This is a genomic window from Marinobacter excellens LAMA 842, assembly GCF_001574445.1.
GTDB classification, from domain to species: domain Bacteria; phylum Pseudomonadota; class Gammaproteobacteria; order Pseudomonadales; family Oleiphilaceae; genus Marinobacter; species Marinobacter shengliensis.
The window spans coordinates 59,347-85,217 of sequence record NZ_LOCO01000001.1 but is presented as its reverse complement, the minus strand read 5'-3'; the positions used below and the strand labels follow the sequence as shown (position 1 = coordinate 85,217).

Sequence of the window (25,871 nt, the reverse complement as noted above, 5' to 3'; positions counted from 1 at the left end):
ACTATGGCTGACAGAGTACCCATGACCAAGGCGGGCGAAGCCCGCCTGCGCGAGGAGCTGAAAAAGCTGAAGTCCGAAGATCGTCCCCGGGTGATTCAGGCAATCGCCGACGCCCGGGAGCACGGTGATCTCAAGGAAAACGCCGAGTACCACGCTGCTCGCGAGCAGCAAAGCTTCATCGAAGGCCGGATTCAGGAAATCGAAGGCAAGTTGTCGGTCGCCCAGGTCATCGACGTGACCACCATGGAGAACACGGGTAAGGTGATCTTCGGCACCACGGTACACCTGGTGAACATGGATACCGACGAAGAGGTTAAATACCAGATCGTCGGCGAAGACGAAGCCGACATCAAGGCCGGCAAGCTGTCTGTATCCTCACCCATCGCCCGCGCGCTGATAGGCAAGAACGAAGGCGACGTAGTCGCCATCCGCATTCCCTCCGGCACCGTAGAATACGAAATCTCCGAAGTAGAGTACGTCTAGGGTCAAAGGGTCTGTCCAACGGGGCTGTCCTACGGGTCTGTCCCCGAACGGGGACTGACCCCCTTTTACCCCGCCGATCTCCCAAGCCAAACAAAAAAAGCCGCACTATCCAGCGCGGCTTTTTAAATCATCCCTGGCGAAAAATTACTTATTCCGTAACAAATTCGACAACTTCGGATTAGGCTTCTTAGCCCGCCGCAGAATCACCGCAATCTTACCAATCGTCTGCACCAGCTCCGCCCCGGAGCTCTCGCACAACGCCTGAATCGCTTCCTGGCGCGCTTCGCGATCAGTGCTGGCCACCTTGATCTTGATCAGCTCATGATCGTTCAGGGCGCGCTCAAGCTCATCCTGCAAGCCCTCCGACAGGCCTTTATCGCCAACAATAATGACGGGCTTCAGATTGTGGGCAATCGCCCGGTATTCCCGGCGCTGTTCCGGTGAAAGACTCATGATGTAATCTCTTTATCGGTGCAATTAACAAAAGGTCAGCGGCGAAACGGCTGACGACGTCGTATAATTTCGCAATTGTAACAGATAGATTCCCGCCACAAATGGTCGTAATCACCTACAGTCGCGCCCACTGGCGCGGTGTCGTGCGGGATGACGGGCCTTGGCGCCCTACCGGTTGTCGGCTGGAACCTTCCTGTACGGTCAGGGTCAAAGGTTTCACGAAATCTCAAGTGGTGCTGGTTACAGTCCTCAGGTTGTGTTTTTGCCAGGTCAGTCAGCGGGTCTGTGGTCGATACGGATGGGCCGTTTCTGGTGGACAGGCGTACAATTGGTGTAAGGTGTCGGAAAAGGGTTGATGGCCACATGGCTGCAGCCCCGCAATTCACAGGTGATGATCCTTGAACGATATGGCAAAAAATCTGGTTCTCTGGCTAATCATAGCCGCCGTGCTGTTGATGGTGTTTCAGAATTTCTCTCCCACCACCACCGGCCAACAAGTCAACTATTCCCAGTTTGTGGAGATGGTCCAGCAGGGCCAGGTCCGGCAAGTGACCATTGATGGTCTTCAGGTGCAGGGTGTCCGCGGTGACGGGTCCCAGTTCCAGACCATTCGCCCGCAGGTCTCTGACAACAAGCTGATGGATGATCTGCTCGCCAATAACGTCGAAGTGATCGGCAAGGAGCCTGAGCGCCAGAGCCTGTGGACGCAGTTGCTGGTGGCCGCGTTCCCGATTCTGATCATTATTGCGTTGTTTGTGTTCTTCATGCGCCAGATGCAGGGCGGTGGCGGCGGCAAAGGCCCCATGTCCTTTGGCAAGAGCAAGGCGCGCCTGCTCAGTGAAGACCAGATCAAAACCACCTTTGGCGACGTCGCCGGTGTTGATGAAGCGAAGGAAGACGTTAAAGAGCTGGTCGACTTCCTGCGTGACCCGAGCAAATTCCAGCGTCTGGGTGGCCGAATCCCGAAAGGCGTGTTGATGGTGGGGCCGCCGGGTACTGGTAAGACGCTGCTGGCAAAAGCCATTGCCGGTGAAGCGAAAGTGCCGTTTTTCTCCATCTCCGGTTCTGACTTCGTAGAGATGTTCGTGGGCGTGGGTGCTTCCCGTGTTCGTGACATGTTCGAGCAGGCCAAGAAGCAAAGCCCCTGTATCATTTTTATCGATGAGATTGATGCGGTCGGTCGCCATCGTGGCGCCGGCATGGGCGGTGGCCATGACGAGCGTGAACAGACCCTGAACCAGCTGTTGGTTGAGATGGACGGCTTTGAAGGCAACGAAGGCGTCATCGTGATCGCTGCTACCAACCGTCCGGACGTTCTGGACCCTGCGCTGCTGCGTCCGGGTCGCTTTGACCGCCAGGTGGTGGTGAGCCTGCCAGACATTCTTGGTCGAGAGCAGATTCTTAAGGTGCACATGAAGAAAGTGCCCCTGGCCGACGGTATTGATCCGGCGGTTATCGCTCGCGGTACGCCTGGCTTCTCCGGTGCTGACCTCGCTAACCTGGTAAACGAGGCTGCCCTGTTCGCGGCGCGTCGTAACCAGCGTCTGGTTTCCATGGAAGAGCTGGAGCTGGCGAAAGATAAAATCATGATGGGCGCCGAGCGCAAATCCATGGTGATGAGCGAGAAAGAAAAGCGGAACACCGCTTACCATGAGTCTGGCCATGCCATTGTTGGTCGCCTCGTGCCTGAACATGATCCTGTCTACAAGGTCAGTATCATTCCCCGGGGGCGCGCCTTGGGTGTGACCATGTTCTTGCCGGAAGAGGACAAGTACAGTCACTCCAAGCGCTACCTGACCAGCTCAATCTGCAGTCTGTTCGGTGGCCGGATTGCCGAAGAGCTGACGCTTGGCTTTGACGGTGTGACGACTGGTGCCTCCAACGACATCGAGCGTGCCACCAGCCTGGCCCGCAACATGGTCACCAAGTGGGGGTTGTCGGAAAAGTTGGGTCCCCTGCAGTACGATACCGACAGCGAAGAGCCGTTCCTGGGTCGTTCTGCCGGCCAGTCGCACTCCCATCACTCTCCGGAGACCGCCCAGCGGATTGATGAGGAAGTTCGAAATATCATTGATGAGTGTTATGCCACGGCCAAGCAGATCCTGATTGAGAACCGTGACAAACTGGACCTGATGGCTGAGGCCCTGATGAAGTACGAGACCATTGATCGCTACCAGATCGATGACATCATGGCAGGCAAAGAGCCGCGGCCCCCGAAAAACTGGGGCGATAGTGGCCCCACCGGCGGAGTGAAAGCTGAAGAGCCGGCTCCAGAGCCCCGGTCATCGGATGACGGGCGTCAGCCCGGAGTAGGCAGGCCTGCCGGCGAGCACTGATCGCCCGCGCAAGGCCTAGTCAAATACAGCGCCGCCCGGCCTCCGGGCGGCGTTTGTTTTTGTTATCCCTGAACAGAAAATTTCGGAATACCTGCTATGAAAATGAATTTTGCTGGCCGTTTGGTGGATCTGTCCCGGTGCCAGGTAATGGGGATTCTCAACGTTACGCCCGACTCCTTTTCAGATGGCGGCCGGTTCACGACCGCCGATGCCGCGCTTGTTCGTGCCCGGACCATGGTGGAAGACGGCGCATCCTTTATCGATGTTGGTGGTGAATCGACCCGGCCGGGAGCGGAGCCGGTATCGACCCAGGAAGAGCTGGACCGGGTTTGCCCCGTGGTGGAGGCCATTGCCCGTGAGCTGGATACCGTGATTTCAGTGGATACCAGCAACCCCGCCGTGATGGAGGAGGTGGTCAGGCTCGGCGCCGGTTTGATCAACGATGTGCGGGCGCTCCAGCGAGAGGGTGCACCGGAAGTGGCGGCCAAAGCCGGCGTGCCCGTCTGCATCATGCACATCCAGGGTGAGCCGGACACCATGCAGAATAACCCCCGATACCATAACGTTCGGCGCGACGTCAGTTCGTTTCTGACCGAACGGATGCGAGTGGTCGAAAAGGCCGGTGTGCGGCCGGAAAACATCATCCTGGACCCGGGATTTGGCTTCGGGAAAACTGTGGATCACAACATCCAGTTGTTGGCGACTCTGGAACAGTTGCATTTGCTGGGGCATCCGTTGTTGATCGGGGTGTCCCGGAAATCCATGCTTGGAGCAATTACTGGCCGAGACGTCAACGAAAGGTTGCCGGCAAGCCTCGCTGCCGCGACAATATCCGCCATGAAAGGCGCAAGCATCCTCAGGGTGCATGATGTGCGGGAGACGGTGGACGCCGTCAAGGTCGTGACGGCAGTTAAGGAGGCAATCTGATGTCCCAGCGCAAGTATTTTGGAACCGACGGAATCCGGGGGAGAGTGGGCGAAAGTCCGATTACCCCGGAGTTTATGTTGCACCTTGGGTGGGCAGCAGGCCAGGCATTCAAGAGGCAGGGCCAGCGAAACAGCGTGCTGATTGGAAAGGATACCCGCTTGTCAGGTTACATGTTTGAATCCGCACTTGAGGCGGGTTTGTCCGCTGCGGGGGTGGATGTGAAGTTGCTTGGCCCAATGCCGACGCCGGCCATTGCCTACCTGACCCGAACGTTTCGGGCATCCGCAGGCATTGTGATCAGTGCCTCTCATAACCCGCACCAGGACAACGGCATCAAGTTCTTCTCGGCTAACGGTACCAAGCTCGATGACGCCCTGGAGGCTGAGATCGAGCGCTGGCTCGAGCAGCCGATTCAGGTGTGCGAACCCAATGAGCTGGGCAAGGCGAGCCGTGTCGACGATGCTCCGGGCCGGTACGTGGAGTTCTGCAAGAGTACTGTGCCCAATGAGTTTACCCTCGATGGACTGCATATCGTACTCGACTGTGCCCATGGTGCCACGTACCACGTTGCCCCCAAGGTGTTTAAAGAGCTCGGAGCCAGGGTTTCGGTGATTGGCGCAGAACCGGACGGGCTGAATATCAATCTCAACGTGGGGTCCACCCACCTGGATGCCCTGAAACAGGCAGTCTCTGAGAAGCAGGCTGACATGGGTATTGCTTTCGATGGCGATGGCGACCGTGTGCTGATGGTGGACCGCGACGGCTCCGAGGTGGATGGTGATGAATTGCTGTTTATACTGGCCTCCCAGCGTCATGCCGAAGGTCGGTTGAACGGTGGCGTGGTTGGAACCCTGATGACCAATCTGGGGGTTGAACTGGCGCTGCGTGAGATTGGCATCGAATTCGAGCGTGCCAATGTGGGTGACCGTTATGTGATGGAGCGGCTGCTGGCCAATAACTGGATTATTGGCGGAGAAGGCTCCGGCCATATGGTGATTCGTGACTGTACCAGTACCGGCGACGGTATTGTCTCTGCGTTGCAGGTGCTGTTGGCGGTTCGCCGGTCTGGCAAGACCCTGGGAGAGCTGCGTCAGGGTATGGCCAAGTTGCCCCAGACGATGGTGAATGTGCGGGTGGCCCAGCGATTTGATCCGCTCAGCCGGTCAGACATCGTTGAGGCGATGCGCAGGGCGGAGGCAGATCTGGGTGAGGCCGGCAGAATCCTGTTGCGGGCGTCGGGAACGGAACCCCTGATTCGGGTGATGGCAGAAGGTCAGAATGCCGATGACATTGCCCGGGTTGCCGAGCAGCTGGCCCTTGTCGTGGAGCGTTCAACACCCTGATTTTGTGGAATGGGGCGGGTTGTGCGAGACAAATGTCTGCTGTATAGTTCGCCCTCCCTCAGGTCGGGACGATTGAGATTTGGTATGCGTCGCAAGATCGTAGCTGGAAACTGGAAGATGAACGGGTCGAAAGACCTTGTGCAGCAGCTGGTCGGTCAGGTCCGCGAGCAGGTTGCCAGTCTTGATGCCAGGGCAGAGGTGGTTATCATACCTCCGGCCCTTTATGTTGACTCTGTAGTTGCGCTTTGTGGCTCTGAATTGGTTGCTGGCGTGCAGAACGTCAGCCAGTGGCAGTCAGGTGCCTACACGGGTGAAGTCTCCTCTGATATGGCGAAAGATCTGGGGTGTCAGTACGCCCTCGTTGGTCATTCCGAGCGTCGCCAGTTGTTTGGTGAGTCCGACGAAGTGGTTGCCAGGAAGATCGAGCAGGTTCTGGCATCCGGGCTGACGGCAGTACTCTGCGTCGGTGAGACTCTGGAAGAACGCGAAGCCGGTTCGGCTGAGCGGGTAGTGGCCGGCCAGGTTCAGCAAGGCCTGGCGTCGGTGGCTGGTGAGCAGTGGTCGAACATTGTGGTTGCCTACGAGCCGGTATGGGCGATAGGTACCGGAAAGACGGCGACTGCAGAAGATGCCCAGGCCATGCACGCGGACATTCGCCGGGTGCTTGCAGAGATGGGTGCGCCGTCTGAGACGATTTCAGTACTTTACGGCGGCAGTGTAAAAGCGGATAATGCGGCCGCTCTGTTTGCAGAGCCCGATATTGATGGCGGTCTTATAGGTGGTGCTTCCCTTAAGGCTGAAGATTTTGTAAGTATCTGCCGTGCGTTTCCGGTGGGTGCGTAAGCCAAAACGTTTACGAGAGTCTGTATGGATTGGATGGAAACACTGGTAGTCGTTGTTCACGTCGTGATCGCCGTGGCTCTGGTGGGTCTGGTCCTTATCCAGCAGGGTAAGGGTGCAGATGCCGGTGCTGCTTTCGGTGGCGGTGCCTCCCAGACCGTGTTCGGTAGTCAGGGTAGTGGCAGCTTTCTGACCCGTCTGACCACGTTTATGGCGGTTGTGTTTTTTGTGACAAGTTTTTCGCTGGCAATCTTCGCCAAGCAGCGTGCTGAAGTGGCAGGTGAGGCCGGTATTCCGACAGTTCAGGAATCCCGTCAGGCGCCAGCTGAAGCTGCGCCGGGTATCGAAGAATCTGCAGGTAGCGAAAGCGAGGGTGGGGAGTCTCAGCTCCCTGACCTCGAGTAAAGAATGTTGCCCGGGTGGTGAAACTGGTAGACACGCCATCTTGAGGGGGTGGTAGCGAAAGCTGTGCCGGTTCGAGTCCGGCCCCGGGCACCATATTTGAGTAAGACGGCTTGGAAGTTCCAGGCCGTTTTTTTTGGTCAGTCCTTGACCAGTCTGCACGGCGTCTCTATACTCCGGCGGATATTGGACCTTGCAACAGCGTTGTAGTGTCCAGGCAGGCCAGGTGTCTGTCGGCAGAGGGCAGAGTTGGGTTAGCTTTCTGCGAATTCTTGCAACAAAAGGCCCCATTCATAGGGGCTTTTTGATTAAGGGGCCTGGCGCAAAGGGCCCTGGTGCATAAAAAGGGCTGATCAACAGCCCTTTTTTTGTTTTTGTAGTCCGAAAATCTGAATACGGAGGCGGCGACACTTGTCAGCCAAGCTTAAACAACTGGAAGACATTCTGCGCCCGGTAGTGGAAGGGCTCGGGTATGAATTCTGGGGTATCGAATACCGTTCCCGGGGCTATCAGTCCATGCTTCGGGTGTTTATTGATGATGCGGAAAATGGCATCAGCATTGAAGACTGCGAGAAAGTCAGCCGTCAGATAAGCGGCGTGATGGATGTGGAAGACCCCATCCAGAGTGAATACACCCTGGAGGTGTCGTCGCCGGGTATGGACCGGCCGCTGTTTCGTCTCGAGCAGTATCAGGAATTCGTTGGCCATCAGGTTCAGATCAAGCTGCGCATGGCGTTTGAAGGCCGGCGCAAATTTACAGGCTTGATCAAAGGTATAGAAGGCGATGAAGTCATCGTGGTTGTTGATGACCACGAATACCTGTTGCCTTTTGACAGTATTGAAAAAGCCAACATCGTACCGGTTTTTGAATGACCCATTCGAACAAGACTGTGGATGCATCGATTATATTGAGGGCAGGGCAATCCAATGAGTAAAGAGATCTTGCTGGTAGTAGAATCCGTCTCGAACGAGAAAGGTGTCGAGAAAGACGTGATTTTCGAGGCGATCGAGCTGGCGCTCGCGACCGCTGCCAAGAAGCGTTATGAAGATGAAGAAGCGGACATCCGGGTTGCCATTGACCGCCGCACCGGAGAGTACGAGACCTTCCGCCGCTGGTTGGTGGTGGACAACGACGCCGTTCCAGCGCTGGGTACAGAGCTTACCTTCCAGGAAGCCGAAGAGATCAGTCCAGACCTGAAGCCGGGTGACATCCACGAAGAAAAAGTGGAATCAGTCGCCTTTGGACGTATCGGTGCCCAGGCTGCCAAGCAGATTATTTTCCAGAAGGTTCGCGAAGCTGAGCGCATGAAGATCGTCGACAGCTACCGCGACCGCGTTGGCGAGCTGGTGTCCGGAACGGTCAAGAAGGTGACACGGGACAACGTTATTGTGGATCTGGGTGGCAATGCCGAAGCACTTCTGCCCCGTGAGCATCTGATTCCCCGGGAAACCTTCCGCATGGGCGACCGCGTGCGTTCCCTGTTGCTGGAGATTCGCACCGATCATCGGGGCCCGCAGCTGATCCTGAGCCGTACCGACGCGCAGATGCTGATTGAGCTGTTCCGCATTGAAGTGCCGGAGATTGCTGAGGACCTGATTGAGATCCGTGGTGCAGCCCGTGATCCCGGCTCCCGTGCCAAGATTGCCGTGAAGACCAACGATCGCCGTATTGATCCCGTGGGTGCCTGCGTGGGCATGCGGGGCTCTCGGGTCCAGGCCGTGTCCAACGAACTGGGCGGCGAGCGTGTTGATATTGTGCTGTGGGACGACAACCCGGCCCAGTTGGTCATCAACGCCATGGCGCCGGCCGAGGTTGCCTCCATTGTGATGGATGAAGACCGCCACACCATGGACGTTGCCGTCGCCGAAGACAATCTGGCCCAGGCCATCGGCCGTAACGGCCAGAACGTTCGTCTGGCCACTGAGCTGACCGGCTGGACTTTGAACGTAATGACCGAGGAAGAAGCCGGCGAGCGCCAGGAGCAGGAATACTCTCGCCTGGTTGAGCACTTTACCGCGCACCTGGACGTTGACGAGGAATTTGCCGGTGTCCTGATCGACGAAGGCTTTACCTCGATTGAGGAAGTGGCGTACGTGCCGATGGAAGAAATGCTGGCCATCGATGGCTTTGACGAGGAAACCGTCACAGAGCTGCGCCGTCGTGCCAAAGACGTCCTGTTGAACCAGGCGTTGGCGAGTGAAGAAGCCCTGGAGGGCGCAGAGCCCGCCGATGATCTTCTCAACATGGAAGGCATGGACCGTTCACTGGCGTTCAAACTCGCCGGTATGGGCGTGCGTACGATGGAAGATCTGGCTGAGCAGTCAATTGACGAACTGCTCGAAATTGAAGGTATGGATGAAGAGCGTGCTGGTCAGCTGATCATGACCGCGCGTGCCCCCTGGTTTGAAGACCAGGCCTGATTCGGGAGAGGAGGACCAGTATGGCTGATGTAACGGTAAAACAACTGGCCGCAGATGTAGGCGCTCCCGTGGATCGTTTGCTGAAGCAGATCGTGGAAGCGGGCCTGAAAGCCCGCAGTGAGAACGACGCTGTCACCAGTGATGAGAAGCAGCAGTTGCTGACCTATCTGAGAAAGACCCACGGTGAAGCTCAGGCAGAGCCGAACAAGATCACCCTGAAGCGTAAAACCACCACCACGCTCAAGGCCGGCAAGGCCAAGACCGTGAACGTGGAAGTGCGCAAGCGCCGCACCTATATCAAGCGTGCGGAACTGCAGCCGGAACCAGAGGTTGAAGCACCGAAGCCGGAAGAGGTAGCGGAACAGCCTGTGGCTGAATCCCCGGTGGTCGATGAAGCACCAAAAGTGGCTGCAGAGCAGCAGGAACAGCCAGCAGAAACCGCCGCTCCATCAGAGCCGGCAGCGGCTGAGCCTGTTCAGGAAGAAAAGTCCGAACCCGAACTGGAAACAGCGCCGGAGGACATTCCCATGCCTCCGCCTGAAGACGAAGGTCGGGATCGCAAGCCAAAGAAAAAGAAAGAAAAGGTACGCGAGCGCGGCGACGATATCGAAGAAGGCAAGCCGAAGAAGAAGCAGGCTGGCCATCGCGGCCCTCGCAGCCGTCCGGTTGAAGAACCGCTGGTTATTTCCGAAGACGAGGAAGAAAGCCTTCCTCGTAAGCAGCTGCGGGCTAAAAAGAAACCGAAAGAAAAGCGTCATGCTTTCGAGAGGCCAACCAAGCCCATGGTTAGAGAAGTACAGATTCCGGAAACCATCACCGTCGGTGATCTTGCCCAGCGCATGGCTGTCAAAGCCGCTGATGTCATTAAAACCCTGATGGGAATGGGCGTAATGGCCACGATCAATCAGGCGCTCGATCAGGAAACTGCGGTTCTGGTGACTGAAGAGCTGGGCCACAAGCCCAAAGCGGTCAGCGAAGATGCCTTTGAAGAAGAAGTGCTGAGCGAGATTACCGAGCTGCACGAAGGCAAAGAAAAGATCAAGCGCGCCCCGGTAGTGAGCGTGATGGGTCACGTTGACCATGGTAAGACATCCCTGCTGGATTATATTCGTCGCACCAAGGTTGCGGCTGGAGAATCCGGTGGTATCACCCAGCACATCGGTGCTTACCACGTAGAAACGGATCACGGTATGGTGTCTTTCCTGGATACCCCGGGCCACGCAGCCTTTACCGCCATGCGTGCACGCGGTGCCCAGTGTACGGATATCGTAATCCTGGTTGTGGCCGCAGATGACGGCGTTATGCCGCAAACCAAGGAAGCGGTTCAGCACGCACGCTCTGCCGGTGTGCCGCTGGTGGTAGCCATCAACAAGATGGACAAGGAAGAGGCCGATCCGGACCGCATCAAGAACGAACTGTCTGCCCTGGATGTGATTCCGGAAGACTGGGGCGGCGATGTACAGTTTGTGCCTGTGTCGGCTCATACCGGTCTTGGCATTGATGATCTGCTGGAAGCCGTCCTGCTGCAGGCCGAGATTCTGGAACTTGAAGCGTCACCGGATGCCTCCGCCCGTGGTGTGGTTGTTGAATCCAGCCTGGAGCGTGGCCGGGGTTCTGTTGCGACCGTTCTGGTTCAGAACGGCACCCTGCGCCAGGGCGACATGGTCGTGGCTGGCTCATTCTACGGCAAGGTTCGGGCGATGACCGACGAAGCCGGCAAGCAGGTCAAGGAAGCTGGCCCGTCCATTCCGGTCGAGATCCTTGGCCTGAACGGCACACCGGATGCGGGTGATGAGTTCTTCGCCGTGGCTGATGAGAAGAAAGCCAAAGAACTGGCCGAATTCCGCCAGACCCGCGAGCGCGAGCAGCGCCTGCAGCGCCAGCAGGCCGCCAAGCTGGAGAATATGTTTGAGAACATGGGTAAAGACGAAGTCAAAACCCTTAACGTTGTTCTCAAGACCGACGTTCGTGGTTCCCTGGAGGCCATCACCAAGGCCCTGCAGGACCTGGGTAACGAGGAAGTTCAGGTCAAGATTGTCTCGTCTGGTGTCGGCGGTATTGCCGAGACAGACGTGAGCCTGGCCATGGCCACTAACGCGGTTATCTTCGGTTTCAACGTGCGTGCGGATACCGCTTCCAAGCGCCTGGTGGAGCAGGAAGGTCTGGATCTGCGCTACTACAGCATCATCTATAACCTGATTGATGATGTTAAGTCCGCCCTGACTGGTATGCTCAAGCCAGAATTCCGGGAAGACATCGTGGGTATCGCCGATGTACGGGACGTGTTCCGTTCACCGAAGTTTGGCCAGGTGGCCGGCTGTATGGTGACCGAGGGTACCGTATACCGTAACAAGCCGATCCGCGTACTGCGTGACAACGTGGTTATCTTCGAGGGCGAGCTGGAATCCCTGCGTCGTTTCAAGGATGACGTACCGGAAGTCCGCAACGGTATGGAGTGTGGTATTGGTGTTAAAGGCTACGACGTGAAAGTGGGCGATCAGATCGAGGTGTTCGATCGCGTTCGCGTTGAGCGTCAGCTCGAATCAACGGGGGCCTGATGGCACGGGAATACAGTCGCATAGATCGTATCGGCGATCAGATGCAACGTGAACTGGCCCAGCTCATCCAACGCGAGGTCAAAGACCCTCGCGTTGGCATGGTCACGGTGAATGCCGTCAAGGTCAGCCGTGATCTGGGCTATGCCGATATTTACGTTTCCCTGTTGTCGACCGAAGAGCTTACTGAGCAATCTCCGGAAGTTCAGGATTCCCTGGCGGTGCTCAACAAGGCCTCGGGATTCCTGCGAGGTCAGGTCGGGCGGGCGATGAAGCTGCGGGTGGTACCCCACCTGCGTTTCCACTTCGACAGCCTGCTTAACCAGAGTCGCAAGATGGACCGTCTGATTCGCGAAGCCGTGGGGGATCAGCCCGCTGTTCCTCGCGATGATAACGACGATCCGGTTTCTGATAATCCGGAGCGTGATGCTTGAGCCGAAGACGTAAAGGCCGTGACGTAAATGGCATCCTGGTGATCGACAAGCCCCAGGGTGTCACCTCCAACGGGATTCTGCAGCAGATCAAGCGCCTGTATGGGGCGGCCAAGGCCGGCCATACCGGTGCCCTTGATCCACTTGCTACTGGTGTTTTGCCGCTGTGTTTTGGCGAAGCCACCAAGTTTTCCCAGACCATGCTCGACAGTGACAAGGCGTATATCACTACCGCGCGGTTGGGCATACGGACAGAAACCGGTGATAGCGAAGGCGCAGTGGTTGAAGAAAAACCGGTGCCAGCGTTGACCGAAGCCCAGGTGGAAGCGGTGTTAGAGCGGTTTCGGGGCGATATCCAGCAGGTACCGTCGATGTATTCCGCGCTGAAGCACAAAGGCCGGCCTCTGTACGAGTATGCCCGCGAAGGCATTGAGATCGAGCGCCCGGCGCGTCCTGTCACCATCTACGAGTTGACCCTGTTGGCGGTTCGCGAGCAGGAGCTTGACTTGGCGGTGACCTGTACCAAGGGTACGTATATACGCTCACTGGTTGAAGATATTGGTGCGGTACTTGGGTGCGGTGCCCATGTCAGTGCACTTCGGCGTACCCTGGCCTCTGGCTACACGCTGGAAAATGCTCACGATGTCAAAGACCTGGAAGCCATGCGTGAGCGCGGTGAGAGCCTGGACGGCTTGCTGCTGCCGCCGGAAAGCGCGCTGACGATGTTTCCCGAGCACCGGCTGTCAGGCTCGGCACTGGTATCGATATTGAACGGACAACCGGTTAGAATATCGGGTCAGTCCCTTGAAGGCTTCGTGCGTGTCTACGGCGATCGTAACTTCGTGGGATTGGCAGAAGCTATGCCGGAGGGCGATGACACCAAACTGGTGCCGCGCCGTCTGGTAAAGAACAGCGGCGGGTAACACCACCGCTGATTAGCCGGGCTGTAGAGATGCGCGGTTCGGCCGGATTTATCAGCATCGCAAACCATGAGGTGTAATATGGCACTGTCTGCCAATGAGAAAGCTCAGATCGTTAAGGATTTTCAGCAAGTTGAAGGCGATACCGGTTCTCCTGAAGTTCAGGTTGCACTGCTGAGCGCCAACATCAACAAGCTGCAGGATCACTTCAAGGCCAACAAGCAGGATCACCATTCCCGCCGCGGCCTGATCCGGATGGTAAACCAGCGTCGTAAGCTGCTGGACTACCTCAAGCGTAAAAACGCCGACCGTTACCTGGAACTCATCCAGCGCTTGGGTCTGCGTCGCTAATCCGGTTTAGCGACCTGAAGGCTGGCCCGGGTTTGCCCGGGTACAGCCGCGCTTCTCTCCCACTGTCTGTGTGTACCCGCTCAGGGGATGCCAGACGGTGTTTATACTGCAGTTGATTTGTCAGTGAAACCGAAGGATTTTCTCTGTCTAATGGAAAGCCGATATTGATAGCAGGTTGTTGAAAAGCCCGGGAGCCGCGCACAGTTGGCAGCTCGCCATACCGGGGTTTTGCAACAGCCTGTTAGCTTTCAGACGGGTTGCCTTTCGGTTCACAGATCAGACTGCTGCGGTGGTAAAGAAAACCTGGCGAGGGTGAGTGTCACCCGCTCAGGTATTAACCGTTGAAAAGAGCAGGAGTTTATTGTGGATCTGCAACCACGTAAGAAAACGTTTGAAATGGGTGGCGAAACCTTCACCCTGGAAACGGGTCGTGTTGCCCGTCAGGCAACCGGTTCCGTTCTCGTGTCTACCGGCGATACCGCTGTGCTGGGTACCGTTGTCGGCGCTAAAGAAGCCAAGCCTGGTCAGCCTTTCTTCCCGCTGACCGTTAACTACTTCGAGAAGACTTACGCGGCCGGCAAAATCCCCGGTGGTTTCTTCAAGCGCGAAGGCCGTCCGTCCGAGAAAGAGACGCTGACTTCCCGCCTGATCGACCGTCCGATCCGCCCGCTGTTCCCTAATGGCTACATGAACGAAGTACAGGTTATCTGTACCGTCATGTCTGCCAGCAAGAACCACGATCCTGACATCGCGGCGATGCTGGCGGCCTCTGCTGCGCTGGCGATCTCCGGTATCCCGTTCGATGGTCCTATCGGTGCTGCCCGTGTTGGTTTCACCAACGATAAAGGCTACTTCCTGAACCCCACCTTTGAAGAGCTGGCCAGCTCTGATCTGGACATGGTGGTTGCCGGTACCGAAGACGCCGTACTGATGGTTGAATCCGAGGCCAAAGGCCTGACCGAAGACCAGATGCTGGGTGGCGTACTGTTCGGCCATCAGGAAATGCAGGCGGCCATTACCGCCATCAAGGAATTTGCCGCTGAACACGGCAAGCCGCGCTGGGAGTGGCAGCCTGAAGCCGAAAACACCGAGCTTCTGAATGCCATCAAATCCGAATTCGGTGGTGCCATCGAAGAAGCTTACGCCGTGCGCGACAAGATGGCTCGCTACGAGCGTCTGGGCGAGATCAAGGCTGCCGCCGTTGAAAAACTGGCCGGTGAAGAAGAAGGTCAGCCTTCTGAAGAACTGGTGAAGAAGTATTTCGGCAAGGTTGAGAAGTCTGTGGTTCGCCAGCAGGTTATCGATGGCAAGCCGCGTATCGACGGCCGTGACAACAAGACTGTACGCCCGATCGAAGTGGAAGTTGGCATTCTGCCGTCTGTTCACGGTTCTGCCCTGTTCACCCGTGGTGAAACTCAGGCCATCGTAACCGCCACTCTGGGTACCACCCGTGATGTGCAGATCATTGATGCACTGGAAGGCGAGCGCAAAGACCCGTTCCTGTTCCACTACAACTTCCCTCCGTATTCCGTAGGTGAAGCCGGCCGCGTTGGTACTCCGGGCCGTCGTGAAGTGGGTCATGGTCGTCTGGCCAAGCGTGGTGTTCTGGCGGTTATGCCGACCATTGAAGAGTTCCCGTATGCCATTCGTGCGGTTTCCGAGATCACCGAATCCAACGGTTCCAGCTCCATGGCTTCCGTGTGTGGTTCTTCTCTGGCACTGATGGACGCTGGTGTGCCGATCAAGGCACCGGTGGCTGGTATCGCCATGGGTCTGGTCAAGGAAGGTGACAAGTTCGCCGTTCTGACTGACATCCTGGGTGACGAAGACCACCTGGGCGATATGGACTTCAAGGTTGCCGGTACCAAAGAGGGCGTTACCGCCCTGCAGATGGATATCAAGATCCAGGGCATCACCGACGAGATCATGGAAATCGCCCTGGAGCAGGCCCACGCTGCGCGTCTGCACATCCTGGACGAGATGAACAAGGTGATCTCCACGCCGCGTGCCGAGCTGTCTGAGCGTGCACCGAGCATCACCACCATCAAGATCCATCCGGACAAGATCCGTGACGTTATCGGTAAGGGCGGTTCTGTGATCCGTTCTATCTGTGACGAGACCGGTGCGTCTATTGACCTGGACGACGATGGCAATGTGAAGATCTACGCCGATAACGCAGCAGCTGCACAAGCCGCCGTGAATCGGGTGAAGGAAATCACCGCCGAGATCGAAGTGGGCGCAATCTACAAGGGCCGCGTTGAGCGCATTGTGGACTTCGGTGCCTTCGTTAACATCCTGCCTGGCAAGGATGGTCTGGTGCACATTTCCCAGATCTCTGAGCGCCGTATCGAGAACGTGACAGACGAGCTGAGCGAAGGTCAGGAAGTTCTGGTGAAGGTGCTGGATGTGGACAACCGTGGTCGCGTTAAGCTGTCCATGAAGGAAGTTAAGGAAGGCGAGCAGCCGACTGACTTCGCTGACTGATTTTCAGTTAGTCAGTAGTGAGAAAACCCGCCTTATGGCGGGTTTTCTCGTTTCTGGGCGCTTTGGTTTGGGTGCCGTGCAGAGGTTGGGGGAAGTCCTTTCCAAAAGACGCTACGAGCACATCCATGTGCGCTTCGTTCGGGCCATCCTTGGCCCTCAAGACTTTTGGAAAGGACTTCCCCCAACCTCCGCGCCAAGCATTCTGCAGCATTCCTAGTGTGCTTTCTATTGGCGTTCACCCCCGGATAGAGTGGCTAAAACGTCCCTTCCATGAACTCCAGTACCGCCTCCCGATACGCCGGAAGAACAAACGTCGCGCCATGGGGTGTGTCGGTCCTCAGGAAGTCTTTGGGCTGTTCTGCGGGTTCATACAGTCGCATGCCGTGGTGGAACGGGATAATGCCGTCACGGGCGCTGTGGATGATTTTGACGGGGACCGGGGCGATGTTGGCGATGCGGTCTACACCTTCATAGTCGTCGGTGATGCTCCAGCTCAGGGGGATCTGAAACGGCCAGGTGAGCCAGAACTCGCCGAGTTTTTCACGGGCGATCAGGCGGAAGCCGGAGAAGGTGCCGTCTAGGATCACGCCGCTGAGTTGGGGTTGTTCGCTGCGCTGTACCCATTCACTGGCCAGGGCGATGCCGAGGCCGCCGCCGAGGCTTTGGCCGAGGAGGAACAGGGGATGGTCGTTTTCGGGGTGGCGTTCTGCGAGCCAGCGCAGGCCGGTTTCGGTGTCGTGCAGGGCGCCTTCTATGTCTGGCGCGCCGGTGGATTGGCCGTAGCCCCGGTAGTCTATGGCAAATACGTTATAGCCTTGCTCCGGCAACCAGGCGACGTTGAGGATGTGGGCGCTGACGTTCTGGGCGTTGCCGTGCAGGTAATAGACCGTGCCTTTGGCGGGTTCTTCTGTGAGGGCGGGCAGCCACCAGCCGTGGAGGGTTTCGCCATCGGCGGTGTCCAGGTAGATGTCTTCATACTCCAGGTTCAGGCGGTCCGGGGTGATGTAGGTTACCTTGTCCGGGTAGAAGAACACGCTGCTGCAGCCGGTTTGCAGCAGGGCGATCAAAGCCAGCAGGGTGAGTGTTGCCGGCCGCTTGTTCAGCCTGAAGCGCGTCAGAAATACGCGTGGATGCCAGCCTGCCATATGCTTTGGTACCTGTCGAAGTGGTCTTCCCGGGTGAATTCGGCAAACAGGCTGAATTCCCGGCCTATGTGCAGATTGCCTTTCACGTACAGCTGGTCTTGCCGGTGTTGGCTGCTGATGATCCAGGCCTTGGTTTTGGCGCCGGCCAGAAGGCTAAACCGGTTGTTCTGGTGCAGCAGGCCCAGGTCAGCGCCCGGAGCGAAGTCGTAGCCGCGGCGGATGTCATCGTCGATTTCCAGGTCGGCGGTGGCGACGGCGAAGGCTTGGGTGTTGTAGTTCAGGCTCCAGCTCCCACCGGCACCGCCCTCCAGGTAGGGCGTGAGCACTCGCTGTGTGCCGGTGTCTGTGCGCCGTCCGCCGAAGCCTACCTGCCAGGAAATGGGTGAGAAGAACTGGTTGCGAGGGCTCAGGGATCGGATCTCCACACCCACAATCTGTTCCACCTGAAGTTCATCATTGTCATGGTACAGCCGCGCGTCCAGCCGCAGGAACTGCAGCTGGGCACCGGAGCGGTAACCTTCCGGCGGGTCCAGTACGTCATGGTAGGCCGGGCGCAGGGTGAGCTGGGTGAATTCGGCGTGGTCCAGTTGGCCACTGCCGAGGCTTACTCGAAAAGTGTCGTGGCCCTGATCGTCGCGAACCACAGGCTCCGGGACAGGAGGTATCTCCTTTGCATTGTCTATCCGGCTGCGTGAAACCAGCAACTGATGTGACAAGGGGGCCGCGAATTCCCTCGGCCAGCTCCTGGCTTCGCTTTGATAGCGCACGTAATCGTAGGTGGCGTCCAGCACCCAGGCCTTTTCCTGGTCGGAGAGCTCTTGCATCTCCGGGCCATCTACCTGCACATAGCCATTGGCGATGGCAGCAGCCAGGGTTTGATGGTCCCGGGGCAGGGTATCGAGGCTGTGGCTAACGGCCGTAGCAGCCGAGGGCCGGTAATGAATGCTCTCGACAAGGTTGGCGTCCCGCACCCAGCGTACCGTGTCGGATGGAATGGCGTGTGTGCTGACTTCACCCAGCAGGTTGGTGCCCGGGCGCGCGGCATCAATCAGTGCCAGCAAGCGATAGGCGCAGTTCTCGTCAAAGAAGTAGTAATCGAAGTTTTTGTCCTGAATCTCCCAGGTGTGGGCCAGCATGGTGTCTACTTCCGGCTGGGTCAGGTTCAGGGTGTATTCCCATAAGTCCCGGTGTTCGATGTCGTTATACAGCCGGATCATCTCGTAATAGGGCCGGATGGAGGTAATCCCGGGATAACCGCCGAAAATACCCCGGTAGGCAAACAGCAGCTCGCTGTCGTGCTCGGCGGCGTCCGCTGCGTAAGAAATGGTATTGGCCAGCAGCAGGTCGGCTTCTTCATCCTCCTGGGGTGGGTCCAGTCGAAGGAAGGTGTGGCCGAACATGGACGATGGGCTGTTCAGATACGAGGCGGCGAATACCAATGTGACCTTCTCGGTGTTCAGTTCGGCCGCCCACTCGTCATAAGCGGGGCAAACTACAGGATCAGCGGGCAGGTCGAGCTGTTCCCGAAGCCAGGCATCCCGGGCAGGAAAACGGCATCGGGCGTGATCGTTGCCTTCGCCTGGCTCCTGAATAGCGGCAAGCGTTGCTTCCAGTTCTTCCCTGGGTGAGGTTTTGCCGTTCTCGCTCAGAAAAAACGCAGAGTCGTCCGCCTGACTGGTGTAGCCGGCGCCAAATCGGTCAGGCTGGTAGTGACCAAGGGTCAGCCATACCGGGTGCTGGTGAAGTTCATCGGGTGCAACGGCAAGGGCGGCCTGGGCCGAGAGTGAGCATGCAAGCCATAGAGCGGCCTGCCGGGGGCGCAAGATGTTACCCATAGGGGAGATCAGAGTCCGGATTGCGATTGGGTGCAGGAGGGCGCCATCCGTGGCGCCGCGTCAATCCTTTGGGAATGCGTTATTACGCAGCCACGTACTTGCTCAGAGACTCGTTCTGCTCAAGCAGGGAAACGATAGCATCTACCGCTTCACCAGAGGTGGTGTCAGAGTTCGGGAAAATGCTGGCAAAGTTGTCTTGCAGCACTTTACGGAAGGCCTCACGGTCAGCCGCGTCTACACCCAGCAGTACCGCCAGGGTTTCCAGGTTTTCACCGGAGCCACGGGACATGTCACGGGCAACCTTGTCGATGTTGCTGTCCATGTACATGGCCATGGACTGAACAGACTGGTTAGTCTGGCAGCCGAGGGTACCGGTAGTCATACCGAAAGTCTGGTTACCGAAGGTTCCGTTGGTGGTGGCGGCCAGCACGTGCGGCGCAACGCCGGACTGTCCTTTCCAGATCATGGCGCCTACGCCACAGCCAGGCTGAGCGAATGCCATGGAGGAAGCACCAAGAAGAATTGCACCTGCGATCAGTTTTTTCATTATCCACTCCTTTATGTGGTTTTTTGCTTTCGTCGCATACCCTGCAACCTGTAAGTCCTGAATCGGCTGCAAGCTAACGGCCCCGATATGGTTACCGGTGATTGGTGTGACCGTTGGGTTGAGTATAGATCAAAACCCGTATTAGGGAAGGATTCCAAGAGATGGATCAAAGAGTTATTGACTTCCATCGCCATTTATCCTGTCGCCATTGGCGACAAGTAATGATGTTATCCACCCAGATACGCCTCCCGTACCTCCGGATTGGCCAGCAGGTTCTTGCCGGTGTCATGTAGCCGAATGCGCCCGGTTTCCAGCACATAACCCCGGTCGGCCAGGTTCAGGGCCTGATGGGCGTTCTGTTCCACCAGGAACACGGTGATGCCTTGCTCACGAAGGTGGCCGATAATCTCGAAGATCTGCTTGATGATAATCGGCGCCAGGCCCAGTGACGGCTCGTCCAGGATGATCATCCGGGGTTTGCTCATCAGTGCCCGGCCGATGGCGAGCATTTGTTGCTCGCCGCCAGACATCGTGCCGGCCCGCTGGTGTTCCCGCTCCTTCAGGCGGGGGAACAGCTCGTACACGTGATCCTGGCTTTTACGGATCTCGGCCTTGGTGTTGAAGAACCCACCCATGGCCAGGTTCTCTTCCACGGTCAGCCCGGAGAACACCCGTCGGCCTTCTGGCACAATGGCGATGCCGGACCGCATGATGTTAGAGGTGGCTTCATTGGTAATATCCCGGCCTTCCAGGATAACCCGCCCGGCGCTTGCCTGGGGGTTGCCGCAAACGGTCATCAGCAGTGTGGTTTTACCCGCGCCGTTTGCACCGATCAGCGAAACAATCTCTCCCTTGTTTACTTCTACCGATACCCCGTGCAAGGCCTCGATCTTGCCGTAGTGGGTATGCACATCTTCCAGTACTAGCATGGTGTTTCCTCAGGCCTCGCCCAGATAAGCTTTGATAACGTCGTCGTTCTGGCGCACTTCGTCCGGCGTGCCGGCCGCCAGGGGGCGGCCCTGGTTAATCACGGTAATCCGGTCGGAGATGTCCATCACCAGGCTCATGTCGTGCTCGATCAACAGTACCGAGACGTTATAGTCCTCTTTGAGGCTGACAATCAGCTGATTGAGGTCTTTGGTTTCTGCAGGGTTCAGGCCGGCGGCTGGTTCATCCAGCATCAGCAGTTTGGGCTCGGTGACCATGCAGCGGGCAATCTCCAGCCTTCGTTGCTGGCCGTAGGCCAGATTGCCGGCATCCCGGTTGGCAAGATCAAGCAGGCCCACCCGCTCCAGCCAGTAGGCCGCCCGGTCCAGGGATTTCTGCTCCCGTGAACGGTAGTTGGGGGTTTTAATCAGTCCGGACAGCAGGTTGGTGTTCAGATGCCGATGCTGGGCCACCAGCAGGTTTTCCACCACGGTCATTTTGTTGAACAGGCGAACGTGCTGAAAGGTTCGCACCATGCCCAGCCGCGAGATTTTGTAGTCGGGCTTGCCTTGCACCTCTTTGCCTTCGAACAAGATCTTGCCACCACTGGGCTTGTAGAACCCGCTGATGCAGTTAAATACCGTGGTTTTGCCGGCACCGTTTGGCCCGATGATAGAAACGATTTCGTGTTCCTGCACATCCAGGCTCACCTGATCGACGGCCAGCAGGCCGCCGAAGCGCATGGACAGATTTTTTACATCCAGCATGTCTGTCACTCCTGCCGTTTCAGTTCAATGTGAATCCGCCGCATGGGCATCAGGCCCTGTGGTCGCCACACCATCATCAACACCATGGCTGCACCGAACACCAGCATGCGGTAGTCGGCAAACTCACGGGCGAGCTCCGGCAGTATGGTGACCGCAATGGCGGCGAGTATGACGCCGATTTGCGAGCCCATGCCGCCGAGCACAACAATGGCCAGAATGATGGCGGATTCAAGGAACACGAACGACTCCGGGCTGATAAAGCCCTGCTTGGAGGCAAACACGGTGCCCGCAAAGCCGGCAAAGAACGCGCCGATGGTGAACGCTGAAAGCTTCACCGCGGTGCGGCTCAGGCCCAGTGAGCGGGCGGCAATTTCATCTTCCCGCAGGGCTTCCCAGGCCCGGCCCACTGGCATACGCATCAGTCGGCGAATCACCAGAGCGGTGATCACCGCCAGTACCAGGGCTATCAGGTAGAGGAAAATCACTTTGTGCTCGCCGCTGTAGGCAATACCAAAGGTTTCGTGGAACGAGGTATTGCCTTCTTCCTTAACGCGCCGGCCGAATTCCATGCCGAACAGAGTGGGCTCGGGAATGCCACCAATACCATTTGGGCCGCCGGTAATGGAGGTCCAGTTATTCAGTAGAATCCGGATAATCTCCCCGAAACCAAGGGTCACGATGGCCAGGTAATCGCCCCGCAATCGCAGTACGGGAAAACCCAGTACCAGACCGAACAGGGCGGCGAGCAGGGCACCGATGGGCAGGGCCATCCAGAACGAAATGCCCATGTACTGGGACAGCAGGGCAAAGGTATAGGCGCCCACGGCATAGAAGGCGACGTAGCCAAGATCGAGCAGGCCGGCAAGACCAACCACCACGTTCAAGCCCAGCGCCAGCATGACGTAGATCAGCACCAGAGTCGCCAGATCCACCGAGCCCCTGGACACGAAAAACGGCCAGAACAGGGCCAGCACAATGATGCCGGTCAGTGCCCAGGACTCCAGTTTTACCCGCTTGGCCTGGGGCATGGGTTCACGGCCTGCCAGTGGGTTCAGCGCTGGCAGTTTGCCGAGATTTCCCATGATGGTGTCGCGATACAGCTGGAAGAAAAACACTATGGCGGCGGCTACGAACACCGAGATAATGGTGCTGGCATCGGCGCCTTCCAGGCCGACCCGGGTGCCCCGGGCAACCAGGTTAAGGCCCAGGATGGGGAAGGCGATGACCATGGTGACCACCGCGCAGAACAAGGCATGTTTGAAGTTGTGTGCTGCCATCAGATCTTCTCAACCTCCGGTTTGCCCAGCAGTCCGGTGGGTTTGAACAGCAGAATCAGAATCAGAAGGCTGAACGACACCACGTCTTTGTACTCTCCGCTCAGATAGCCGGAGGTCATGCTTTCGGCAACGCCCAGAATCAGCCCGCCCAGCATGGCGCCGGGGATGCTGCCGATGCCGCCGAGCACCGCCGCAGTAAAGGCTTTCAGGCCGGCGATAAAACCGAACAAGGGGTCCACCGAGCCGTAGTACATGCCCAACAGCAGGCCGGCCACCGCAGCCAGCGCGGCGCCAATCACGAAGGTGGCGGAGATGATGCGGTTGGTATCAATACCCAGCAGGTTGGCCATGCCCAGATCCTGGGACACGGCCCGGCAGGCGCGGCCGATGCGCGAACGGGAAATAAACAGCGAAAGGATGGTCATGCAGACCAGGGTTGTGATGAAGATGGTGATCTGCATGTAGGAAATCGACAGCTGGAAACCTTCGCCTGTACCAAAGCGGAAGCTGCCATCAATCAGCGCCGGGAAGCCAATGTTGCGGGAACCCTGCGCCAGGTGCACGTAGTTCTGCAGGAAGATAGACATGCCGATGGCGGAGATCAGTGGAATCAGCCGGTGCCGGCCGCGTACTGGCCGATAGGCAACCCGTTCCACAGCCCAGCCCATGGAGCTTGAAACAATCATGGCGCAGATCAGCGCGACGATCAGCACCAGCGGTAACCAGGCAATGCCCAGGGTGGCGAGGCCGGTGATGGCGATCAGCGCGGTGTAGGCACCGATCATGTAGATCTCACCATGGGCGAAGTTGATCATGCCGATGATGCCGTAAACCATCGTATAGCCGATGGCGATCAGGGCATAGGTGCTGCCGATCGTCAGCCCGTTGATGAGCTGCTGCGAGAAATAAAGGAGGTCTTGCATCTGTGTGGAACTCCGAATGCCTGCTGCCCGCACTCCTTGTCCCTTTGACGGGGTGTCCGTCAGGTAGCCAAGCGGGTCAGCAGAAGCCCAGAAAAACACCTTCCCCCGGGTTACGGCGAGAAGGTGTTCTCATAATGACCGTCTGTAAACGATGTTGGCTCAGTTGACCGGAGTCTTGCTGCCGTCGGAGTGCCATTCGTAGACGACAAACTCGAAGGACTCCATATCGCCCGCCTGGTTGTACTGAACGGTACCGATGGGCGTTTCGAAAGTGCCGGCGCGCAGGGCCTTGGCTACTTCAAACGGATCTTTGGTACCAGCCTGCTCGATGCCATCGGCAACCAGCTGAACAGCTGTATAGGAGGTGAGAACAAATGGGCCGGATGGGTCTTCACCCTTGTCAGCGAAGGCGGCTACCAGATCCTGGTTCTCTTCTTTCTCGTCAAAGCTGGGTGGCAGGGTAACCAGCAGGCCTTCGGCGGCTTCGCCGGCAATGGTGTTGATGTCTTTGTTGCCAACGCCTTCAGGCCCCATGAACTTCGCGTTCACGTCCGCCTGGCGTGCCTGGCGAAGGATCAAGCCAAGCTCCGGGTGGTAGCCGCCGTAGTAGACGAAATCCACGTTGGCCTGCTTGATCTTGGTAACCAGTGACGAGAAGTCTTTGTCACCGGCGGTGATGCCTTCAAACATGGCCACTTCCACGCCGGCATTGCGCAGGGTGTCACGCACCGCCGTGGCAATGCCTTCACCGTACTGCTGTTTGTCGTGGATGACAGCGACCTTATTCGGGTTCTGGCTGACGATGTACTCACCGGCGACCGGGCCCTGCATGCTGTCCAGGCCGATGGTGCGGAATACCAGCTCATAACCACGCTGGGTAATTTCCGGGCTGGTTGATGCCGGGGTAATCATCAGAATGCCTTCGTCTTCATAGATATCAGACGCCGGCTGGGTGGAGCTGGAACACAGGTGGCCCACCACGTATTGAACACCTTGGTTGACCAGGCGGTTGGCAACGGTGACGGCCTGCTTGGGGTCGCACACGTCATCCACTTCCACGCCTACCAGTTGTTCGCCCATGACGCCGCCGGCAGCATTGATGCGTTCAATGGCCATGCGTGCGCCAGAAAACTGCATATCACCATACTGGGCAACGGGGCCGGTCATCGGGCCGGCAATACCAATTCGGATTTCAGCGGCGGCCTGGCCGGCGGCCATCAGGGCAACAGAAGCGCCTACAGCGGTAGCGAGTTTCTTAACGGACATGTTCATCGTGATGTTCCTGTTTGTTCAGGGTTATTGTTATGTTCTCAGAGACTTAAACAAACACCACAGCCAGCTGCTTGTCAAGCAGATCGGGCCAGGGTTTGCTCTGGAACACAGCGTCGCTTTCCAGAGTGGGATTAGCAAGCTCTGTGCCGGTATCTTCGATGCTATGCGTCTGTGCTGTCGTCCTGATCGCTGAAGACCAGAGTCCTGTAACTTTCGTGATCGTGCAGTGGCTCGAAACTGGGGTCGACGGAGGCATCGTCCCGGTAGGCTTCAGAGATGTCGATGGCCTTCTCCAGGGTGCTGACGGCGTCTTCCCAGCGGCCAATCTCCGCGTAGGCGCAGGCCAGCTGGTAATGGGCGTGGCCGTTATCCGGGGCCAGCTTCAGTGCCCGTTGGCACAAGCTGATGGCCCACAGGGGTTCACGCATTTCCAGCACGGCGTCGGCTTTGTAGCTCAGGGCTTCCACATCATCAGGGCGTAGATCCAGAATCTGGTCGTAGGCGGAGATCTTGTTTTGCTGGGAGGTCTCCTGGCTTGCCTTCAACCAGAGCGCGTGCACCTCGTTAGTGCGTTCAATTTCTGCCTGGTTCTGGTGAATAATCTCGGATTTCTGCTGCAGCTGCTCTTCGATGGACTTCAGGCGCTTCTCGTACTCCACCACCAGTTCATTCACCCGTTTCTCTGCCAGGCTGGTGAGCTGGTTGCGCATGTCGCGGATCGAGTTCCAGCCAATCACCACCAGAATGGAGGTGGCGCCGGCGATCAGATAGAAGAAGTAGGTAACAGTGTCGGTGGCGTACGACATGGTCTTATCGGCAACCGACAATTCCTTTTCGACCACCTTTTCGATCAACTCGGCCCGGGTGTCCTGCATTTCCTTTCGCAAGGCTTTGGATTCGTCCAGTAGGTACAGCTCCACAAACGGGGTGTACATGGGTTTTTCAAGGGTTCTGATGCTTTCCTCGACATCTTCTGCTGTCAGTTCCTTATCCGGCCCAAGTTGTTCCTGCTGGGCCTGAGTGGCGCTGGCGAATGTAATGGCAAGAGCGAATGCGAGGTAGAACCTGATCATCAACCGTTTCCGTATTGTGTGTGAGTTGCAAGCTGCTGACCATAGCATAGTGGCTGGCGGAAATAATGCTGCATTGGTGGTTGGTGCGTGAGCGTCCGCCTCGGAAGCAAGCTAGGTAATACTGCCCACTTGCAATCGGCAGTGCAAAGACCTCTAATA

General features: G+C 57.5%; 23 protein-coding genes and 1 tRNA gene. 14 read left to right on the top strand and 10 right to left on the bottom strand.

Annotated elements, in window-relative coordinates; translation table 11 throughout:
• Positions 1–3: 3 nt before the first annotated feature.
• Positions 4–483, top strand: a complete 480-nt coding sequence (gene greA / locus J122_RS00375) for a transcription elongation factor GreA (RefSeq protein WP_082780474.1) — start codon at positions 4–6, stop codon at positions 481–483.
• A gap of 144 nt (positions 484–627) precedes the next feature.
• Here greA and yhbY read toward each other — a convergent pair whose 3' ends face one another.
• The gene (yhbY, locus tag J122_RS00370; RefSeq protein ID WP_058092544.1) at positions 628–936 is read right to left on the bottom strand and encodes a ribosome assembly RNA-binding protein YhbY; all 309 of its coding nucleotides are present in this window, start codon (positions 934–936) and stop codon (positions 628–630) included.
• A gap of 398 nt (positions 937–1,334) precedes the next feature.
• Here yhbY and ftsH point away from each other — a divergent pair, with 398 nt between their 5' ends.
• The 13 genes from ftsH (at position 1,335) to pnp (ending at position 15,946) form a co-directional block, all read left to right on the top strand.
• Positions 1,335–3,272: an ATP-dependent zinc metalloprotease FtsH gene (gene ftsH, locus J122_RS00365; protein ID WP_171039986.1), complete on the top strand. Its 1,938-nt coding sequence runs from the start codon at positions 1,335–1,337 to the stop codon at positions 3,270–3,272.
• A gap of 96 nt (positions 3,273–3,368) precedes the next feature.
• Positions 3,369–4,199: a dihydropteroate synthase gene (folP, locus tag J122_RS00360; protein WP_061330640.1), complete on the top strand. Its 831-nt coding sequence runs from the start codon at positions 3,369–3,371 to the stop codon at positions 4,197–4,199.
• Positions 4,199–5,542: a phosphoglucosamine mutase gene (gene glmM / locus J122_RS00355; protein ID WP_061330639.1), complete on the top strand. Its 1,344-nt coding sequence runs from the start codon at positions 4,199–4,201 to the stop codon at positions 5,540–5,542. Before folP ends, glmM begins: the two co-directional genes overlap by 1 nt.
• Positions 5,543–5,626: 84 nt before the next feature.
• Entirely contained in the window at positions 5,627–6,385 is a 759-nt protein-coding gene (gene tpiA, locus J122_RS00350; protein ID WP_082780473.1) for a triose-phosphate isomerase, read from the top strand.
• Between the two features lie 24 nt (positions 6,386–6,409).
• Positions 6,410–6,787, top strand: a complete 378-nt coding sequence (gene secG / locus J122_RS00345) for a preprotein translocase subunit SecG (RefSeq protein ID WP_061330637.1) — start codon at positions 6,410–6,412, stop codon at positions 6,785–6,787.
• An 8-nt stretch (positions 6,788–6,795) separates the two neighbouring features.
• Positions 6,796–6,880: transfer RNA gene (locus J122_RS00340), tRNA-Leu, on the top strand.
• A 315-nt stretch (positions 6,881–7,195) separates the two neighbouring features.
• Positions 7,196–7,657 carry a ribosome maturation factor RimP gene (rimP, locus tag J122_RS00335; RefSeq protein WP_058092549.1) on the top strand — a complete coding sequence of 154 codons (462 nt, stop codon included), beginning with the start codon at positions 7,196–7,198 and terminating at the stop codon, positions 7,655–7,657.
• 54 nt (positions 7,658–7,711) lie between these two features.
• Positions 7,712–9,205 (top strand): transcription termination factor NusA, encoded by a 1,494-nt coding sequence (gene nusA, locus J122_RS00330; protein ID WP_061330636.1) that lies wholly within the window; start codon positions 7,712–7,714, stop codon positions 9,203–9,205.
• Between the two features lie 20 nt (positions 9,206–9,225).
• Positions 9,226–11,763, top strand: a complete 2,538-nt coding sequence (gene infB, locus J122_RS00325) for a translation initiation factor IF-2 (RefSeq protein ID WP_061330635.1) — start codon at positions 9,226–9,228, stop codon at positions 11,761–11,763.
• On the top strand, positions 11,763–12,194 hold the full coding sequence (rbfA, locus tag J122_RS00320) for a 30S ribosome-binding factor RbfA (protein WP_061330634.1): 432 nt from the start codon (positions 11,763–11,765) through the stop codon (positions 12,192–12,194). Before infB ends, rbfA begins: the two co-directional genes overlap by 1 nt.
• On the top strand, positions 12,191–13,114 hold the full coding sequence (gene truB, locus J122_RS00315) for a tRNA pseudouridine(55) synthase TruB (protein WP_061330633.1): 924 nt from the start codon (positions 12,191–12,193) through the stop codon (positions 13,112–13,114). The genes rbfA and truB overlap by 4 nt, the downstream gene beginning before the upstream one ends.
• A gap of 78 nt (positions 13,115–13,192) precedes the next feature.
• Positions 13,193–13,462 (top strand): 30S ribosomal protein S15, encoded by a 270-nt coding sequence (gene rpsO, locus J122_RS00310; RefSeq protein ID WP_058092554.1) that lies wholly within the window; start codon positions 13,193–13,195, stop codon positions 13,460–13,462.
• A 369-nt stretch (positions 13,463–13,831) separates the two neighbouring features.
• The gene (gene pnp, locus J122_RS00305) at positions 13,832–15,946 is read left to right on the top strand and encodes a polyribonucleotide nucleotidyltransferase (RefSeq protein WP_227510053.1); all 2,115 of its coding nucleotides are present in this window, start codon (positions 13,832–13,834) and stop codon (positions 15,944–15,946) included.
• 254 nt (positions 15,947–16,200) lie between these two features.
• Here pnp and J122_RS00295 read toward each other — a convergent pair whose 3' ends face one another.
• The 9 genes from J122_RS00295 to J122_RS00255 form a co-directional block, all read right to left on the bottom strand.
• The gene (locus J122_RS00295; protein WP_061330630.1) at positions 16,201–17,091 is read right to left on the bottom strand and encodes an alpha/beta hydrolase; all 891 of its coding nucleotides are present in this window, start codon (positions 17,089–17,091) and stop codon (positions 16,201–16,203) included.
• Positions 17,061–18,926: a DUF4105 domain-containing protein gene (locus J122_RS00290; protein ID WP_061330629.1), complete on the bottom strand. Its 1,866-nt coding sequence runs from the start codon at positions 18,924–18,926 to the stop codon at positions 17,061–17,063. The genes J122_RS00295 and J122_RS00290 overlap by 31 nt, the downstream gene beginning before the upstream one ends.
• Positions 18,927–19,008: 82 nt before the next feature.
• Positions 19,009–19,473 (bottom strand): DUF3015 domain-containing protein, encoded by a 465-nt coding sequence (locus J122_RS00285; protein WP_061330628.1) that lies wholly within the window; start codon positions 19,471–19,473, stop codon positions 19,009–19,011.
• Between the two features lie 227 nt (positions 19,474–19,700).
• A complete protein-coding gene (locus tag J122_RS00280; protein WP_061330627.1) occupies positions 19,701–20,402 on the bottom strand; it encodes an ABC transporter ATP-binding protein in 702 nt (233 codons plus the stop codon).
• 9 nt (positions 20,403–20,411) lie between these two features.
• Positions 20,412–21,167 carry a high-affinity branched-chain amino acid ABC transporter ATP-binding protein LivG gene (gene livG, locus J122_RS00275; protein ID WP_061330626.1) on the bottom strand — a complete coding sequence of 252 codons (756 nt, stop codon included), beginning with the start codon at positions 21,165–21,167 and terminating at the stop codon, positions 20,412–20,414.
• Positions 21,168–21,172: 5 nt separating this feature from the next.
• Positions 21,173–22,444: a high-affinity branched-chain amino acid ABC transporter permease LivM gene (locus J122_RS00270; protein WP_058092563.1), complete on the bottom strand. Its 1,272-nt coding sequence runs from the start codon at positions 22,442–22,444 to the stop codon at positions 21,173–21,175.
• Complete coding sequence (gene livH / locus J122_RS00265) at positions 22,444–23,367, bottom strand: high-affinity branched-chain amino acid ABC transporter permease LivH (protein WP_061330625.1); 924 nt, start codon at positions 23,365–23,367, stop codon at positions 22,444–22,446. Before livH ends, J122_RS00270 begins: the two co-directional genes overlap by 1 nt.
• A 159-nt stretch (positions 23,368–23,526) precedes the next feature.
• The gene (locus J122_RS00260; RefSeq protein WP_061330624.1) at positions 23,527–24,639 is read right to left on the bottom strand and encodes a branched-chain amino acid ABC transporter substrate-binding protein; all 1,113 of its coding nucleotides are present in this window, start codon (positions 24,637–24,639) and stop codon (positions 23,527–23,529) included.
• A gap of 161 nt (positions 24,640–24,800) precedes the next feature.
• Complete coding sequence (locus J122_RS00255; RefSeq protein ID WP_061330623.1) at positions 24,801–25,712, bottom strand: TPR end-of-group domain-containing protein; 912 nt, start codon at positions 25,710–25,712, stop codon at positions 24,801–24,803.
• Between the last annotated feature and the right edge of the window lie 159 nt (positions 25,713–25,871).

What these genes read in the sequence shown, in the direction of transcription:
- greA (WP_082780474.1), top strand. Translation starts at nt 4, where the DNA reads ATGGCTGACAGAGTACCCATGACCAAGGCGGGCGAAGCCCGCCTGCGC.
- yhbY (WP_058092544.1), bottom strand. Translation starts at nt 936, where the DNA reads ATGAGTCTTTCACCGGAACAGCGCCGGGAATACCGGGCGATTGCCCAC.
- folP (WP_061330640.1), top strand. Translation starts at nt 3,369, where the DNA reads ATGAAAATGAATTTTGCTGGCCGTTTGGTGGATCTGTCCCGGTGCCAG.
- glmM (WP_061330639.1), top strand. Translation starts at nt 4,199, where the DNA reads ATGTCCCAGCGCAAGTATTTTGGAACCGACGGAATCCGGGGGAGAGTG.
- tpiA (WP_082780473.1), top strand. Translation starts at nt 5,627, where the DNA reads ATGCGTCGCAAGATCGTAGCTGGAAACTGGAAGATGAACGGGTCGAAA.
- secG (WP_061330637.1), top strand. Translation starts at nt 6,410, where the DNA reads ATGGATTGGATGGAAACACTGGTAGTCGTTGTTCACGTCGTGATCGCC.
- nusA (WP_061330636.1), top strand. Translation starts at nt 7,712, where the DNA reads ATGAGTAAAGAGATCTTGCTGGTAGTAGAATCCGTCTCGAACGAGAAA.
- infB (WP_061330635.1), top strand. Translation starts at nt 9,226, where the DNA reads ATGGCTGATGTAACGGTAAAACAACTGGCCGCAGATGTAGGCGCTCCC.
- rbfA (WP_061330634.1), top strand. Translation starts at nt 11,763, where the DNA reads ATGGCACGGGAATACAGTCGCATAGATCGTATCGGCGATCAGATGCAA.
- rpsO (WP_058092554.1), top strand. Translation starts at nt 13,193, where the DNA reads ATGGCACTGTCTGCCAATGAGAAAGCTCAGATCGTTAAGGATTTTCAG.
- J122_RS00295 (WP_061330630.1), bottom strand. Translation starts at nt 17,091, where the DNA reads ATGGCAGGCTGGCATCCACGCGTATTTCTGACGCGCTTCAGGCTGAAC.
- J122_RS00290 (WP_061330629.1), bottom strand. Translation starts at nt 18,926, where the DNA reads ATGGGTAACATCTTGCGCCCCCGGCAGGCCGCTCTATGGCTTGCATGC.
- J122_RS00285 (WP_061330628.1), bottom strand. Translation starts at nt 19,473, where the DNA reads ATGAAAAAACTGATCGCAGGTGCAATTCTTCTTGGTGCTTCCTCCATG.
- J122_RS00280 (WP_061330627.1), bottom strand. Translation starts at nt 20,402, where the DNA reads ATGCTAGTACTGGAAGATGTGCATACCCACTACGGCAAGATCGAGGCC.
- livG (WP_061330626.1), bottom strand. Translation starts at nt 21,167, where the DNA reads ATGCTGGATGTAAAAAATCTGTCCATGCGCTTCGGCGGCCTGCTGGCC.
- J122_RS00270 (WP_058092563.1), bottom strand. Translation starts at nt 22,444, where the DNA reads ATGGCAGCACACAACTTCAAACATGCCTTGTTCTGCGCGGTGGTCACC.
- livH (WP_061330625.1), bottom strand. Translation starts at nt 23,367, where the DNA reads ATGCAAGACCTCCTTTATTTCTCGCAGCAGCTCATCAACGGGCTGACG.
- J122_RS00260 (WP_061330624.1), bottom strand. Translation starts at nt 24,639, where the DNA reads ATGAACATGTCCGTTAAGAAACTCGCTACCGCTGTAGGCGCTTCTGTT.
- J122_RS00255 (WP_061330623.1), bottom strand. Translation starts at nt 25,712, where the DNA reads ATGATCAGGTTCTACCTCGCATTCGCTCTTGCCATTACATTCGCCAGC.